This window comes from Duganella sp. AC237 (assembly GCF_979254035.1).
Map to the genome: position 1 here is coordinate 6,021,297 of NZ_CEEDEW010000003.1, position 15,600 is coordinate 6,036,896.

Here is a 15,600-nt window from a genome sequence, read left to right on the forward strand (position 1 = left end):
GGCTTCAGTTTCGTCGGTTCAAGGCGGTGCGCCAGGGCGGTGGCTGATTTTAACCGATTTACCACCCTCATCAGGCGGCGTTGCGGCGCAAGTTGAAGAAGGCGTTGACGGTCAGCCGCCCCGTATGCACGTCGTCGCGCAGCAGCGCGGGACTGTGGATGTCGGCGCTGTGCAGCACCGTGCCGTGGTAGAAGATGGCGCGGTTGAAAGCCGGCTGCGCGGTGTAGACCTTCTCAAAGTAACGGTCCGAGTCCACCGCGTAGCCGTCGCCGGCGCCGGTCAGCGCGGTAAATGCCTGGCGATCCAGCACGTCCGCTTGCAACACCATGTGCTCGAACTCGGCACCCGAACAGGTTTGCCGGAAGAAGCCGGTGCCGCCCAGGCGCGGGTCCTCGAACAGATACAGCACCATGGCGCCGGTGCCCGCCCGGTTGGGCTGGGGCACGGTGTCGAAGTGGCAGACGCGCTGCAAATTGCGCAGCTGCGGCGGCTGCAGCGTGGCCAATGCCAGCCGCGTTGCCAGCATCGTGGTGCGGCGCGCGCCGAGCAGCTTGCGCACATGCTGGACCACGAACTGGTCGAAGGCCTGGGTCAGCTCCGGCGTCAGGTTCAGTTCGGGGCCGGGAAAGTAGTTGTGGTCGGCATCGCTGAATTCCGCGCGCGAGCGGCTGGCGAGGTCGATCATCTTGCGCGGTTCCAGCAGCAAATCGTCGACGATGACCAGGTTTTCGTCGCCGTACAAGGGTACGACGCTGATCTTGGCGCGCGGATTGAACATCATGCGGCCGGCGGCTCGCTCGCTGTCGCCTCTTCCGCTGCCGCGCTCACTTCGGCCGTGTTTTCCTCGGCGGCCTCGGGATCGTTGGCGTCGGCGGCAGGAATCGCCTCCTCCTCTTCGTAGTCCAGCTCGGCGTCGGCCGCGACCGTTTCCGTGGTCGGGATTTCCAGGATGCGCGCTTCGATCGACAGGTCGACCTCGTCCCAGCGCAGGATGTCGATCTTGACCTGCGCGCCGCGCGCCACCGACGGCATGCCCGGCAGACGGATGATCAGTGGAATATCGACCAGGCGCAACACCTCGTCCTTGAGCACGACCGCTTCGACCTGGCGGGCGTTTTCCTGGCCCAGCCAGCGCAGGCACCAGTAGCGTTCCATGTTCGACTGGTGGTCGCCATAGGCCGCGTAGGCCGCGTCGAACTGCGACACGATGGCGAACAGCGCCGAATCCTTCGGCTTGAACGGCGCCACCAGCGGCGCCGTCACGCCGTGCTCGGCGCACGCGAGGATTTGCCACTGATTGACCAGATCGGTATAGCGACGCAATGGCGACGTGCTCCATGCGTACTGGTCGACACCGAGGCCCTGGTGCGGCGCGGCATGGGTCACCATGCGCACCTGCATCTTGGCGGCCCAGCCGCCGACGCCTTGGCCCTGGCTGCGGTAGATGCCCGGCACGCCGTGGTCGTGCATCAGCTTGCCCCAGGTGCTGTTGGCGAAGATCATCAGCTCGGCGACGATCTTGTCCAGCGGCGCGCCGCGCTTGCGGCGGCTGACGGTGACGATATCGTTTTCCACGTAGAAGTTGAAATCGACGCGGTTGTTCTGTTCCGGCTTGAGGCCGAAGCCTTCGCGCTTGACCATGCGCGCCGCCTCCAGCACCTGCGCCCACTGCCAGATCAGGCCCAGTTCTTCCTTGTGGGGGTACTCGCCCTCGCCGCTGGCCAGGGTTTCCTCGTTGACCAGATCGTCCAGGTCGTTGTGGCGCAGATTGCTTTGGATCGGCACCATCTCGGCGCGCGTCTCGGTGGCGATCACCGACCAGTCGGCCGGGTTCAGGGTGGCGTACAGCGACAGCGCCGGGCAGGTTTTGCCTTCGGCCAGGGTGAACGCTTCGACGATGCTGTCAGGCAGCATGGTGATCTTATCGCCCGGCATGTACACGGTGGACATGCGCGCGCGCGCCATCTTGTCGACCGCGTCGTCCGGCTTGATGCCCAGGCCCGGCGCGGCGATGTGGATGCCGATCTTGACGTTGCCGTCGGCCAGCTTGGTGACCGAAAACGCGTCGTCGATCTCGGTGGTGGTGACGTCGTCGATCGAGAACGCCTTGACGTCGGCCAGCGGCAGCTTGGTCGGCACCGCCGGCACCGGCACATCCGGGAAACCGGCGCCGCGCGGGAAGCTCTCGAACAGGAATTTGGCCATGTGCAGCGCCTTCGGCGACTCCACGCCGCCGACGGCCAGCATCAAACGCTGCGGATTGGTGTGCAATTCATTGCAAGCCGCTTCCATCGCCTTGTATTCGATCGCATTCTTGTCCGGCTTGAACAGCAGTTGCATGACGATGTTTTTCATCGTTTCCGGCAACTTGTTGGCTTTCAGCTCTTCGACATACTGGGCCTGGACCAGCGCCTGCTGTTTCTTTTTCTCGATACCGGCCTGCGCCGCGCGCAAGGATTGCTCAGGCGCGGCCTTGTAGCGGCCACGGCCCTTCTTGTAGAAATAGATCGGCGCGGAGTGCAGGCTCAGGATCAGACCGGCGGCTTCGGCCGGCAGCGGCGCGTGGCCGAAGTACTCGGCGCCCAGCTCGGCAAAGCCGAACTCCTCCTCGCCCGCCACTTCCCACAGGAAGTCGAGGTCGATCTCGGCGGCAACGGCCTTGGCCTGTTCCATCAAATCCGTCGGCGACGGCTTCTCGTACTGCAGCAGCACGTCCTTGATCTTGACCTTGCTGCGCTTGCCGCTGGCCATCTCCACCTGATAGGCCTCGCCTGCTTGCGACATCATGGTCCCGACCTTGAAATCGCCGGATTCTTCGAAAAATAGATTCATTGCTCGCTTCTGTTCGTTGTTTATTCGTTATGACTGCGCAGGGCCAGCACGGAAGGCAGAAACACTTCCGTGACCAGCAGAGTACCCTGACGGCGCCGATATAAACAGCGCCGTGCATATAATATGCGCTCTTGCGGAGGCGCCTCGTTTTGAAGGAAAAGGGCCGCCGCCGCACGCTGCGCCAACGGATGCCCTTCCCGCAATCTTGCAAATTCCAAAACGCCGCGCCGCACTTGCGGGTCGCCAAACAAGGTCGTCCCCAGCGAGCGCTCGCCCAGCGCGCTAAATAAAGGCCAATCGGCCGCCGTGGCCGACATCGGCACCACCGTGTGCGCGAAGACCACGGGCGTATTATCACACCGCAGCAGCACTTCCCTCTCCCACACGCGGCCGGGGCGGTGCAGGCCGATCACGGCGGCCTCGTCGGACAGGCAGCGGGCGACGCGCTGATGCAAGCACTGCACGCGGAAAGTCTGGCTGTGATCCTTCAGTCTGGCGGTCAAGGAGCCGCCTTCCGTCAGCCACGGACGCAACGACGGCGGCGCGTTCAAGCCCAGCACATGCGGCTGCCATCGGGTCTGTCGCAGGGAAGCGCCACGGGTGGGCGACGACAACCGCCTCAACGGCCGGCCTCGACGCCGCAAAACGCCAGCACCGCATCCACATACTCGGGAAATTCGGAAATGCCATGGTCGCTGCCGTCGATCACGTGCTGGCGCGCGCCCGCATAATGCTTGACCATGTCGCGATAGTCCAGCACTTCGTCGCCGGTGGCGGCGATCAAAAAGTAGCGCTCGGGGCGGGTGATCGGATCGACCGCCAGCGCGCGCAGCTCGTCGATATATTCGCGCTTGAACTCGAACGGCTCGTCGGAATGGAATTGCGTTGTCACGCCGACATGCTTGTCCAGATCCTGCAACGGCACGATGGCCGGATTGAGCAACACGGCGCGGCAGCCGATGCGCTCGGCCAGCCAGGTGGCGTAGTAGCCGCCCAGCGAGGAGCCGATAATGCTCAACTCCTCCGCCGGCACGCCCGCGATTAAAGAGAGCGCCAATTCCATCGCCAGCTTCGGCGACGCCGGCAGTTGCGGGCAGACCAGCTGGTCCGACAGACCCAGTTCGGCCATGCGCTCGCTGATCACGCGCCCCTTCATCGACTGCGGCGACGAGCGGAATCCGTGCAGATAAAGAATCATCGCGCCAGCGCTTCCAGGATTTTGTTGTGCACGCCGCCGAAGCCGCCGTTGCTCATCACAATGATCTGGTCGCCCGGCCGGGCGGCCTTGACGATGGCTTCGACCAGCGCGTCGATGTCCTCGTAAGCGCTGGCGATATTGCCCAGCGGCGCCAGCGCGTCGCCCAGGCTCCAGCCCAGCGCCTGCTGGCTGCCGAAGCCGAACACCAGATCGGCATCGCCCAGGCTGCCCGGCAGCGCATCCTTCATCGCGCCCAGCTTCATCGTGTTCGAGCGCGGTTCGAGCACGGCCAGGATGCGGGTATCTTTGCCCACCTTCTGGCGCAGGCCGCCGACGGTGGTGGCGATCGCGGTCGGATGGTGGGCGAAGTCGTCGAACACGGTGATGTCGTTGACGGTGCCGCGCACTTCCATGCGGCGCTTGACGTTCTCGAACGTCGCCAGCGACTTGGCCGCCTGCGCGACCGGCACGCCGACGTGGCGGGCGGCGGCGATCGCGGCCAGCGCGTTGGCGCGGTTGTGCTTGCCAGTCAGGTTCCACTCGACCTTGCCGACCGTTTCACCTCCGAAAATGACGTCGAAGCTGCCGTCATCGTATTCGTTCATCGCCCATTCGGCGCCGTCGGTTTCACCCTTGCCGGCGAAGCTTTCCTTCTCGCTCCAGCAACCGCGCTTGAGCACGCGCTGCAGCGACGCCTCGTCGCCGTTGTAGATGACGCGGCCGATGCCGGGCACCGTGCGCACCAGATGATGGAATTGCGTCTCGATGGCGCCCAGGTCGGGGAAGATGTCGGCGTGATCGTATTCCAGATTGTTCAGGATCGCGGTCTTGGCGTGGTAGTGGACGAACTTGCTGCGCTTGTCGAAGAAGGCGGTGTCGTACTCGTCGGCCTCGATGACGAAGAAGATCGAGTCTTTGTCGCCTTGCATGCGGGCCGAGACGCCAAAGTTCAGCGGCACGCCGCCGATCAGGAAACCGGGCGCGTAGCCGGCGTCTTCCAGTATCCAGGTCAGCATGGCCGAGGTGGTGGTCTTGCCGTGCGTGCCGGCCACGGCCAGCACCCAGCGGTCCCTTAATATATGTTCGCCCATCCACTGCGGGCCGGAAACGTATGGCAGGCCGCGATTCAGAATCTCTTCGATCAGCGGATTGCCGCGCGAGACCACGTTGCCGATCACGTACAGGTCGGGATTGAGCGCGGTTTGTTCCGGGCCGAAGCCCTGTATCAGTTCTATGCCCTGGGATTCCAGCTGGGTGCTCATCGGCGGATAAACGTTGGCGTCGCAGCCGGTCACGCGGTGGCCCGCCTCTTTCGCCAGGACCGCCAGGCCGCCCATGAAGGTGCCGCAAATACCGAGAATATGAATATGCATAGTGTGTAACAGGATCGATCCGCGCAAGTGAATACGCGATTTTACCTGAGCCGACGCCGAATTCCCGGTTCAGAGTATTATCTCGTCCATGACGCCGAATGTTATCGAAGAAGTCCTGCTGCTCCGCGCCGAGATCGCCGCCGCCGCCGCGCGCCTGATCGCGCAGGACGGCGCCGACTACAACGCCGCCAAGCGCAAGGCCGCCAAACAAATCCTCGGCGACACGCAACCGCCGCCGAACCTGCTGCCGGACAACGCGCAGATCGAAGAGGAAGTGCGCATCTACCAATCGCTATTCCATGCGGACACGCAGCCGGCGCGCCTGTTCCGGCTGCGCACCCTGGCGGTGGACATCATGGAAGGCCTGGCAGCGTTCCACCCGTTCCTGACCGGCGCCGTCCTCAACGGCACCGCCGGTGCGCACGACGACATCCATCTGCAACTGTTCGCCGACAGCGCCAAAGAAGTGGAAATGTTTCTGCTGAACCGTAATTTACAAATCGACATCTCCGAAACGCCGCACTTCAAAGGCCCGCGCTACGATCCGGTCGAGACGGTCAGCTTCATGTGGCACAAGGAAGGCGTCCACGCCGCTTTATATGAGCTCGACGATTTGCGCGGCGCGGTCAAAACCCGTGGCGACAAGCTGGTGCGCGCCGATATCGCCGCCGTGCGCGCGCTATTAGTTAGTAGTACCCACGACGAAAACCCCAACCCGAACCCCGATCATGAATAAAAAACATCTGGCCGCCTATGTCGGCGTCGCCCTCCTGTTCGCCGCATCCGGCGCCTGGGTCGGCTTTAATAAACAAAACGCCGCACCGATCACCACCACCGCGCCAGCCGGCGTGACCGGGCCGGTGGGCGCGCTATACGCGCAAACGCTGCCGGACGCCAAAGGCGCGCCGACCGCGCTGGCCCAATATAAAGGCAAGGCGATGCTGGTCAATTTCTGGGCGCCATGGTGCGCGCCGTGCGTGCAGGAGATGCCGGAACTGTCCGAGCTGGCCTCCGGAGAAGCGGGTAAGAAGCTGCAAGTTATCGGCATCGGTATTGATTCGCCGTCGAATATCGCCGCTTTTAGCGACAAATACAAAATCACCTACCCGGTGCTGGTGGCCGGCATGAGCGGCACCGACCTGTCGCGGCAGTTCGGCAACACCGGCGGCGGCCTGCCGTACACGGTGCTGATCGGCGCCGACGGCCAAGTCAAGAAGACCTATCTGGGCCGCCTGAAATTCGACGAGCTGCGTAAGGACCTTGCAACACTTTAACCAGATTCAGGAGTTTTTTTCTCTTGCCAATGCCAGCAGTTGGCGGCAAAATGCGGAACTTTCGCGGAAAACGGTCTAGAACCATGGCAAAAAAGCTTCTACTTCTCAACGGTCCCAACCTTAATTTACTGGGCACCCGCGAGCCGGAGGTGTACGGCGCCGGTACGCTGGCCGATGTGGAGCAAGCCGCCGTGGCGCAGGCCGAGGCCGCCGGTGCGACGCTGTCCTGCTTCCAGAGCAACCACGAAGGCGCGCTGATCGACCGCATCCACGCAGCCAGGACGGAAGGCGTGGACGCCATCGTCATCAACCCGGGTGGGTTGACCCATACCAGCGTTGCCCTGCGCGATGCCTTGGCGGGCGTGTCCATTCCGTTTGTGGAAGTGCATATTTCCAATATTTACCAGCGCGAGTCGTTTCGCCACCATTCTTTCCTGAGCGCGATCGCACTAGGCACGATCTGCGGACTGGGTATCGAAGGATATCGGTTTGCCATCGACTTCGCCATTAAAAGGCGTTAATCTACGCGATCTGCGCGCAAACTTAGGCAACTAAGCGCGGTTTCGCCCACGAGGCGCGGCCGTTCACACTTTACATAACAAGATATTCCGGGGGTTACATGGATCTACGCAAGCTGAAGACCTTGATTGATTTGGTCGCGGAGTCGGACATCGCCGAGCTCGAAGTGACCGAAGGCGAGAGCAAAGTCCGCATCGTCAAATCGTCGGCCCTGCCGCAAAACCAGATGGTGATGATGCAGCCGCAAGGCATGCAGCCGCAGTACCATTCCGCTCCCGCGCCAGCCGCCGCGCCGGCCGCGGCAGCGGCTCCGGCCGTCGCCGCCGAGCCAACCGGCCACATCGTCAAATCGCCGATGGTCGGCACCTTCTACCGTTCGTCGGCGCCAGGTTCGGCCGCGTACGTCGAAGTGGGCGCCGTCGTCAAGGAAGGCGACACCCTGTGCATTATCGAAGCAATGAAACTCTTGAATGAAATCGATGCCGACAAATCCGGCACGATCACCCAGATTCTGGTCGAGAACGGCCAACCGGTCGAATTCGGCCAACCGCTGTTTGTGATAGGCTAAGTCCGGTTCGCGCCTCCCCTTCGGTGACGGGCGCGCCGGCTTTGTTCCGCATTCCCTCCTCTACCTGACGTTGCCGGATTTTCGGCGCTCACAGACATACGCGAACCTATCATGTTTGAAAAAATCCTCATTGCCAACCGTGGCGAAATCGCCCTCCGCATCCAGCGCGCCTGCCGCGAAATGGGCATCAAGACGGTTGTGGTCCACTCGGAAGCGGACAAAGACGCCAAATACGTGAAGCTGGCGGATGAGTCGGTGTGTATCGGCCCGGCGCCTTCGTCGCTGAGCTATCTGAACATGCCGGCCATCATCAGCGCCGCCGAAGTGACCGACGCCGAAGCGATCCACCCGGGCTACGGCTTCCTGTCGGAGAACGCCGACTTCGCCGAGCGCGTGGAAAAATCGGGCTTCGTGTTCATCGGCCCGCGCTCCGAATCGATCCGCATGATGGGCGACAAGGTCTCGGCCAAGCAAACCATGATCAAGGCCGGCGTGCCTTGCGTGCCAGGTTCCGACGGCGCGCTGCCGGACGATCCGAAAGCCATCGTCCAGATCGCCCGCAAGGTCGGCTATCCGGTCATCATCAAGGCGGCCGGCGGCGGCGGCGGTCGCGGCATGCGCGTGGTGCACACCGAAGCGGCGCTGATCAACGCCGTGGCCATGACCAAGACCGAAGCGGGCACCGCCTTCGGCAATCCGGAAGTGTATATGGAGAAGTATCTGGAAAATCCGCGCCACGTGGAAATCCAGATCCTGGCCGACGAACACAAAAACGCCGTCTGGCTGGGCGAGCGCGACTGCTCGATGCAGCGCCGCCACCAGAAGGTCATCGAGGAAGCGCCGGCGCCGGGCATCCCGCGCAAGCTGATCGAAAAGATCGGCGACCGCTGCGCCGAAGCCTGCCGCAAGATCGGCTACCGTGGCGCCGGCACCTTCGAGTTCCTGTATGAAAACGGCGAGTTCTACTTCATCGAGATGAACACCCGCGTGCAGGTCGAGCATCCTGTGACCGAAATGATCACCGGCATCGACATCGTGCAGGAGCAGATCCGCATCGCCGCCGGCGAAAAGCTGCGCTTCCGCCAGCGCGACGTGATGCTGTCGGGTCACGCCATCGAGTGCCGCATCAACGCCGAGGACGCGTTCAAGTTCACGCCGTCGCCGGGTCGCATCACCTCGTGGCACGTGCCGGGCGGTCCGGGCGTGCGCGTCGATTCGCACGCCTACGCCGGCTACTACGTGCCGCCGCACTACGATTCGATGATCGGCAAGGTCATCTCGTACGGTGCCACCCGCGAGCAGGCGATCCGCCGCATGCAGATCGCGCTGTCGGAAATGGTCGTCGAAGGTATTTCGACCAACATTCCGCTGCACCGCGAACTGATGATCGACGCCCGTTTCATCGAAGGCGGCACCAACATCCATTACCTGGAACAGAAGCTGGCCGACATGCCGGACCTGCATAAACTGAGTTTGAAGGCGCAATAATGAGCTGGACTGAAATCGTCATCGAAATCGCGCGCGACCACGCCGAAGCCCTGTCGGACGCGTTGATGGAAGTCGGCGCGCTGTCGGTGTCCGTGGAAGACGCCGACGAAGGCACCGACCAGGAGCGCCCGCTGTTCGGCGAGCCGGGCATGGAACCGACCGAAGCGGCATGGGATCACAGCCGCGTCGTCGCCCTGACCAACGAGGATGACGACCAGGCCGCCATCGTGGCCGCCGCCGCCGAACAGATCAAGCTGGCGACCCTGCCGAAGTTCACCACGCGCAAGGTCGAGGAGCAGGACTGGGTGCGCCTGACGCAATCGCAGTTCGCGCCGATTCACATCGGCAAGAACATCTGGGTCGTGCCGAGCTGGCACGAGGCGCCGGACCCTGACGGCCTGATCCTGGAGCTGGACCCGGGCCTGGCCTTCGGCACCGGCAGCCATCCGACGACGCGTTTGTGCATGGAATGGCTGGAAGCGAACCCGGCGCCCGATAAAACCGTGCTCGACTACGGCTGCGGTTCCGGCATCCTGGCGATGGTCGCCAAGAAAGTCGGCGCCGGCGAAGTGGTGGGCGTCGACATCGATCCGCAGGCGATCGAATCGGCGGCCGACAACGCCGAACGCAACAAATGCGACATCGAATACTTCCTGCCGGACACCTTCGCGCAATCGCAGCACGCCGAGCAGAAGTTCGACATCGTGGTCGCCAATATCCTGTCGAGCCCGCTCAAACTGATGGCGCCGATGCTGTCGGGCCGCGTCGCCCCCGGTGGCGCGCTGATCCTGTCGGGCGTGCTGGCGCGCCAGGCCGAGGAAGTGGCTGCCGCCTACGCCCCGTTCATCAAGCTCGGCGTCTGGGCGGAACAAGACGGCTGGGTCGCCCTGCATGGCCGGCTCGGCAGTGATGCGGTACCCGCCCCGCGCTAACGGCAGCGATGGCGCTCGCCACTAAATGCCCCCACTGCAGCACGACGTTTCGGGTCGCTCATGACCAGTTGAAATTACGTGGGGGCATAGTGCGCTGTGGCTCCTGCAATGAAGTTTTCGACGGCAACGCCGCGCTGCTCGAGCCGCTCGCCATCCCGCAGCCGGTCTTTGCGCCGCTTGTGTCCGAAGCACCCTATTCCCCGCCTCCGTTATACCCAACACCCGCACCCTTCGATGAAGCTGGGGCCGAGCAGGACACCCGCGCGTTCGAACCGGCAAGCGACGAACCGATCTATACCCTGGAGCTCGACAGCGCGGTGGACGAGGCTGGTCATGAACGGCAGCCTGATCGGGAGCCAACGATCGAATCTGACGCTGAGGTCGAGCAGGAAGTAGAGTCCGAACCCGCGGCCGAACCCGAGCCCATTCCTCAGCCTATCCTGGAGCCTGTCCCCGCGCAGGAACCCGAGCCGCAACCCGAGCCCGACGAGCAGGAGCAATCCTCCTCCGTCGAACCGGCGCCGGAAGACCCGCTCGCCATCAAACCGATGACGCACGAGGAGCTGGAAGCGGCGTTGGCGGCCGAACTGGCGCTGATGGAGCAAAGCATCGCCGCCGAGGCCGCCGAACAGGAAGCCAAGGCCGCGCCATCGACGGCCGCCGCCGACCGCCAGGAACCGACCATCGACCCCGACTCCCGCTACGACCTCGACGAGGCCGACGAGGAAGCGCTGGTCCAGCTCGCCGCCGCCAGGGAGCGCGACGCCGCGCCCCAGCTGCACACCTTGCTGCGCGCCGCCTCGGCGCCGTCGCAAGACCACTTCGCGCCCCAGGCCGAAGTCCACAGCGTCGAGCCGCCGGAACCCGAAGTGGAAGAAAAGGAAGTCGACGACCCGAACGAACCGGGCTTCCTCAAGCGCGACCGCCGCCGCGAGCGCTACGGCAAGACCATCAACATCGCCATGGGCGTCGGCTCGCTGGTGCTGGTGGGCGCGCTGGCCGCGCAAGGCTTGACCACCTTCCGCAACCAGCTGGCGGCCAGCTACCCCGGACTCAAGCCGACGTTGCAGGACATCTGCGCCACACTGGGTTGCAAGATCGAACTGCCGACCCAGATCGACGAGCTCGTCATTGAGCAGGGCGAACTGCAAACCCTGAGCGAGACCACCTTCTCGTTCACCACCCTGCTGCGCAACCAAAGCACCACCGCGCAGCAGTGGCCGCACATCGAACTGGTGCTCGACGACGCCAACGACAAGGCCATTTTGCGCCGCGTGTTCACGCCGCGCGACTATTTGGGCGCCGACGCCGCGCTGGACAAAGGATTCGCCCCGCGCAGCGAGCAATCTGTCAAACTCTACTTTGAATTGAAACAGCTGAAAGCATCCGGCTATCACATCGCAGTCTTCTATCCATAAAGAACTATCATGACTCAGACCTCCATCATCTGCGGCTCGCTCGCGATCGACACCATCCTGCAATTCCCGGGCCGCTTCGACAGCATCCTGCTGGCCGACCAGCTGCACAAAGTGAACGTGTCGTTCCTGGCGCCGACGATGCGCACGGAATACGGCGGCTGCGCCGGCAACGTCGCCTACAACCTCAAGATGCTGGGCGGCGAGCCGCGCATCGTCGGCGTCATGGGCCAGGACAACGCCGCCTACATCGAGCGCCTGCACAAGCTCGACATCTCGACCGATAACATCCTGATCAAGCAGGACGCCTACAACGCCCAATGCTTCGTCACGGCGGACGAGGACAACAACCAGATCAACGCCTTCCACCCGGGCGCCATGTCGTACGCGCACGAGAACGACGTCGCCAAGGCGGGCGCGGCGGCGGTCGCCATCATCTCGCCGGACGGCCACCTGGGCATGCAAAAGCACGCCGCCGACCTGGCCAAGCTGCAGATCCCGTTCATCTTCGACCCGGGCCAGCAGCTGCCGATGTTCAACGGCGCCGAGCTGATCGCCTTCATCGACAAGGCCACCTACGTCACCGCCAACGACTACGAGATCGAACTGCTGATGGAGCGCACCGGCCTGACGATCCCGGACATCGCCAGCCGCCTGGAAGCGCTGATCGTCACGCGCGGCGAGCAGGGCTCGGAGATCTACACCAAGGGCGAGCGGATCGAGATTCCGGCCGTCAAGGTCGCAGACGTGCTGGACCCGACCGGCTGCGGCGACGCCTACCGCGCCGGCCTGCTGTTCGGCATCACGCAAGGCTGGAAATGGGAAACGACGGGCCGCCTGGCCAGTCTGATGGGTGCGATCAAGATCGCCAGCAAGGGCGGCCAGAACCACAAGCTCACGGCGGCCGAGATCGCCGACCGCTTCGAAGCGGCCTTCGGCTACCGCTTCTAAAAAGCAAATCCGGGGTCAGGTCCACCATTTCTACACGAACCCGTGTGTGGTGGACGATGGGCCTGCCGCACAAAGCAAATCCGGGGTCGGGTTCACCATCTACACATCAGCCCGTGTAGAAATGGTGGACCTGACCCCGGATTTTTTAACGGCCGTTGAAAGCCATGCCCAGCAGAATCTGGGCGATCTGCAGCGCGATCAGCGCCACCAGCAGCGATAAATCAAGATTACCCACCAGCGGCACCACGCGGCGGATCGGCTTGAGCAGCGGTTCGTTGAGCGCGCGCACGAACGGCGCCAGCGGCGCGTTCGGATTGACCCAGCTGAAGATCGCTTCGACCACCAGCAGCGCCATGAAGCCGTACAGTATCCATTTGAGGAAGCGCTCGAACGCGGCCAGCAGCACCGCCTGCGCCGGCCAGCCGGCAAAGAACAGCACCGATGTCGCCAGCAGCACGATCAGGAAGGCGCCGATCAGGCTGGCCCAGTCGTAACCGCCCATGCCCGGCACGATGCGCCGCAACGGCCGCACCAGCCAGTCCGAGAGCTGGAACGTAAATTGGGCCACCGATTGCGGCGGACGAACGCGGATCGCCTGCATCCAGAAGCGCAACAGCAAGGCCCCGCCCAACAACGTGGCGATGGCGTCGACAATCAACATAACAATACTAAGCACGGTCCCTCCAAAAAAAAGCCGCTGTGTGATTGTCTCACACAGCGGCCGGTTGCCTCAGCAGGCACCTAAGTATTTAGCTTAGGAAGGACGCGTGCTGGTTGGGAACGGCCATGCGGCCGCCGGCGCCAACACGGTTTTTGCTGCTGGCGCAGCTGCAGGAGCGGCTGGCTTGGCGACAGCTTCCTTCTTCGGTGCGGCCGCTTTAGGGGCGGCTTTTTTCACGGCTGGCTTGGCTGCAGGAGCAGCTGCTGCCGCGGCAACTGGCGCAGCTGCCGGTGCTGGAGCGGCTGCCGGTTTGGCGGCTGCCGGCTTGGCTGCCGGTTTAGCGGCTGGCTTGGCAGCAGCTGGTTTAGCGGCAGCTTTGACGGCTGGCTTCGTGGCAGCTGCCGGCTTGGCTGCTGCCTTAACCGGCTTTTTTGCTGCTGGCTTAGCCGCTGCCTTTGCAGCTGGCTTGGCTGCTGTTTTTGCCTTGGCGGCTGGTTTAGCGGCGACAGCTTTTTTGGCTGCTGGCTTGGCGGCTGGTTTAGCCGCTGGCTTGGCTGCTGCTTTCGCGGCAGGTTTAGCGGCTGGCTTGGCGGCCGCTTTTTTCGCTGCCGGTTTGGCGGCTACTTTTTTTGCCGCTGGCTTGGCTGCTGCTTTCGCTGCTGGCTTTGCCGCTGGCTTGGCAGCTGCTTTTTTAGCGGCTGGCTTTGCTGCTGGCTTGGCTGCTGCTTTGGCTGCTGGCTTGGCCGCTGCTTTTTTCACTGCTGGCTTGGCTGCTGGCTTGGCTGCTGCTTTCGCGGCTGGCTTTGCTGCTGGCTTTGCCGCGGCTTTTTTAGCGACTGGCTTGGCAGCTGCTTTTTTCACTGCTGGCTTAGCTGCTGGCTTGGCTGCTGCTTTCGCGGCTGGCTTCGCTGCTGGTTTGGCGGCGGCTTTTTTCACGGCTGGTTTTGCAGCTGGTTTTGCAGCGGCTTTGGCAGCTGGTTTAGCGGCTGGTTTGGCGGCGGCTTTCGCTGCTGGCTTGGCGGCTGCTTTCGCTGCGACAGGCTTTTTCGCTGGGGCGGCGGCTTTAGTAGCGGCCGGCTTTTTTGCTGCTGGTTTCTTTGCGGCAGTTGCCATTTTTAGTTCTCCTTCATCGGGGATGGGAAAATTCACATACAAGATTTAAACCCGTCCGGCCCCGGATTGGGCCAGGCGAATTATTCATCGGCACAAACAGGACACTGTTTGCGCTAATGAATTCGGCACCAGCTGAACTGCTGCAACTCCTCACGAGTGCAGCGCTTCAGCCATCTATCTGTCCGCCGTCCGTGGCCGGCGCGGCGTGCAGATACAAATCTTGTTGCGACGTTTTGCGGGTGGTCGGGCGTGTGCTCAGCTCCAGGGACCTACGTCGCAGCCATCGACCGTTTTTGTTTTCAAACAAAAAACCGCCCAACCTGAACCGAATCAGGAAAGACGGTTGAACAAAAACGGTTTGGTCTTGTGCATATCTTTGTGAATCTGTATCCCGTGATCGCGATCATTTCTGCGGTGTGCGCACTTCAAAAAAAGCGCACCTTTATAAACACACATTTTCAATCTCGTAAAGTACACGAAAACCTTGTCGGTACGCAACCGGCACGAGAAGTATTCGTCCGCTTTTTTTCGTCTTATGCTCGCCATTTCACATACGCGTGGCGCTTCGCGCTTGCTCGCTTGCGACATCGTGGTGCGATGTACGCGCTCAATCGAGTTCGAAAATGCGCTCGCCGCGCCGCGCCAAAAAATCGCGCTTCAAAGCGAGTCAATTGCTGCTTGGGTGTCTGCGATGTCGCCGGCATCTCCGCGCGTCCCTCGCCACCATCTTCCGAATTCGAGAGCGCTGGCGCATCGCATGCGCGCTGTCGCTGCTCACTGTTTTTAAATTCGTCGCGATTATGAGACAGAGTGCGGCGAATGGCAAGCGGAATACTGCGATGCGCGGCCGCGCGTCTGCGCTCGGCGCGCGCGGCGGCGTGCCGCGATGTGTGTCGCGATGTGTGTCGTGAAGTGTTCGACGCGTGTTCGGCAAGGTGCGCGCGAAGCGTCGGCGAGTCGTCTGCAATTGTGGGTCGGGTAGTCGACGCATATCGACGATGTGAGGGGGCGACGTCGGCGAGGTGCCCAACGACGGCGTCGAGGTGCGCGCGCCGAGTGTTCGACGCAGCGCTCGCCGGCAGTGTGTCCGACTATTCGGTTTCGTCATCGGGTCGGGCGTCCTACGCGAAAGAATCGCCGAACTCGGACGCGCGCCGCGTCGACATCGCGCGGCACGCGGTGCATAAGCGCTCGATGTACGAGATGAGTTTCCGGCTCGCCGACCGCTACCCGGCGGGGACGCTGGCCTGACGGAGTACATCGAACGGTTCGTATA

The 15,600-nt window shown here is 62.9% G+C and carries 16 protein-coding genes; 10 read left to right on the top strand and 6 right to left on the bottom strand.

Annotated features, from left to right (window positions below):
- Positions 1–70 precede the first annotated feature (70 nt).
- From AC0IYS_RS26675 to mpl, 5 genes are read right to left on the bottom strand one after another with little or no spacing between them, the layout of a single operon-like run.
- On the bottom strand, positions 71–781 hold the full coding sequence (locus AC0IYS_RS26675; protein ID WP_471708006.1) for a DUF6445 family protein: 711 nt from the start codon (positions 779–781) through the stop codon (positions 71–73).
- Positions 778–2,832, bottom strand: coding sequence for a ribonuclease catalytic domain-containing protein (locus tag AC0IYS_RS26680; RefSeq protein ID WP_471708007.1), 2,055 nt, complete (start codon positions 2,830–2,832; stop codon positions 778–780). Before AC0IYS_RS26680 ends, AC0IYS_RS26675 begins: the two co-directional genes overlap by 4 nt.
- A gap of 20 nt (positions 2,833–2,852) precedes the next feature.
- Positions 2,853–3,446 (bottom strand): chorismate--pyruvate lyase family protein, encoded by a 594-nt coding sequence (locus AC0IYS_RS26685; protein WP_471708009.1) that lies wholly within the window; start codon positions 3,444–3,446, stop codon positions 2,853–2,855.
- Positions 3,447–3,451: 5 nt separating this feature from the next.
- Entirely contained in the window at positions 3,452–4,030 is a 579-nt protein-coding gene (locus AC0IYS_RS26690) for a YqiA/YcfP family alpha/beta fold hydrolase (RefSeq protein ID WP_471708010.1), read from the bottom strand.
- Positions 4,027–5,403: a UDP-N-acetylmuramate:L-alanyl-gamma-D-glutamyl-meso-diaminopimelate ligase gene (mpl, locus tag AC0IYS_RS26695; protein ID WP_471708011.1), complete on the bottom strand. Its 1,377-nt coding sequence runs from the start codon at positions 5,401–5,403 to the stop codon at positions 4,027–4,029. The genes AC0IYS_RS26690 and mpl overlap by 4 nt, the downstream gene beginning before the upstream one ends.
- Before the next feature lie 88 nt (positions 5,404–5,491).
- On the opposite strand from mpl, the gene AC0IYS_RS26700 reads away from it, so the two are divergent.
- The 8 genes from AC0IYS_RS26700 to AC0IYS_RS26735 all read left to right on the top strand — a co-directional run bounded on the left by AC0IYS_RS26700 (position 5,492) and on the right by AC0IYS_RS26735 (position 12,550).
- Entirely contained in the window at positions 5,492–6,139 is a 648-nt protein-coding gene (locus tag AC0IYS_RS26700) for a hypothetical protein (protein WP_471708012.1), read from the top strand.
- Entirely contained in the window at positions 6,132–6,677 is a 546-nt protein-coding gene (locus tag AC0IYS_RS26705; protein ID WP_471708013.1) for a TlpA family protein disulfide reductase, read from the top strand. The genes AC0IYS_RS26700 and AC0IYS_RS26705 overlap by 8 nt, the downstream gene beginning before the upstream one ends.
- 83 nt (positions 6,678–6,760) lie before the next feature.
- Positions 6,761–7,198: a type II 3-dehydroquinate dehydratase gene (gene aroQ, locus AC0IYS_RS26710; protein WP_471708014.1), complete on the top strand. Its 438-nt coding sequence runs from the start codon at positions 6,761–6,763 to the stop codon at positions 7,196–7,198.
- A gap of 98 nt (positions 7,199–7,296) precedes the next feature.
- On the top strand, positions 7,297–7,764 hold the full coding sequence (accB, locus tag AC0IYS_RS26715; protein ID WP_471708015.1) for an acetyl-CoA carboxylase biotin carboxyl carrier protein: 468 nt from the start codon (positions 7,297–7,299) through the stop codon (positions 7,762–7,764).
- 111 nt (positions 7,765–7,875) lie between these two features.
- The gene (gene accC, locus AC0IYS_RS26720; protein ID WP_090323699.1) at positions 7,876–9,252 is read left to right on the top strand and encodes an acetyl-CoA carboxylase biotin carboxylase subunit; all 1,377 of its coding nucleotides are present in this window, start codon (positions 7,876–7,878) and stop codon (positions 9,250–9,252) included.
- Positions 9,252–10,184 carry a 50S ribosomal protein L11 methyltransferase gene (gene prmA / locus AC0IYS_RS26725; RefSeq protein WP_471708016.1) on the top strand — a complete coding sequence of 311 codons (933 nt, stop codon included), beginning with the start codon at positions 9,252–9,254 and terminating at the stop codon, positions 10,182–10,184. The genes accC and prmA overlap by 1 nt, the downstream gene beginning before the upstream one ends.
- A gap of 8 nt (positions 10,185–10,192) precedes the next feature.
- Positions 10,193–11,602: a DUF3426 domain-containing protein gene (locus AC0IYS_RS26730; RefSeq protein WP_471708017.1), complete on the top strand. Its 1,410-nt coding sequence runs from the start codon at positions 10,193–10,195 to the stop codon at positions 11,600–11,602.
- Positions 11,603–11,611: 9 nt separating this feature from the next.
- Positions 11,612–12,550: a carbohydrate kinase family protein gene (locus AC0IYS_RS26735; RefSeq protein WP_471708018.1), complete on the top strand. Its 939-nt coding sequence runs from the start codon at positions 11,612–11,614 to the stop codon at positions 12,548–12,550.
- A 145-nt stretch (positions 12,551–12,695) separates the two neighbouring features.
- Here AC0IYS_RS26735 and AC0IYS_RS26740 read toward each other — a convergent pair whose 3' ends face one another.
- On the bottom strand, positions 12,696–13,211 hold the full coding sequence (locus tag AC0IYS_RS26740) for a YggT family protein (protein WP_471708943.1): 516 nt from the start codon (positions 13,209–13,211) through the stop codon (positions 12,696–12,698).
- 184 nt (positions 13,212–13,395) lie between these two features.
- Here AC0IYS_RS26740 and AC0IYS_RS26745 point away from each other — a divergent pair, with 184 nt between their 5' ends.
- Together AC0IYS_RS26745 and AC0IYS_RS26750 are read left to right on the top strand one after the other, a co-directional pair.
- The gene (locus AC0IYS_RS26745) at positions 13,396–14,373 is read left to right on the top strand and encodes a hypothetical protein (RefSeq protein ID WP_471708019.1); all 978 of its coding nucleotides are present in this window, start codon (positions 13,396–13,398) and stop codon (positions 14,371–14,373) included.
- A 1,007-nt stretch (positions 14,374–15,380) separates the two neighbouring features.
- Positions 15,381–15,575: a hypothetical protein gene (locus AC0IYS_RS26750; protein WP_471708020.1), complete on the top strand. Its 195-nt coding sequence runs from the start codon at positions 15,381–15,383 to the stop codon at positions 15,573–15,575.
- Positions 15,576–15,600: the final 25 nt, after the last annotated feature.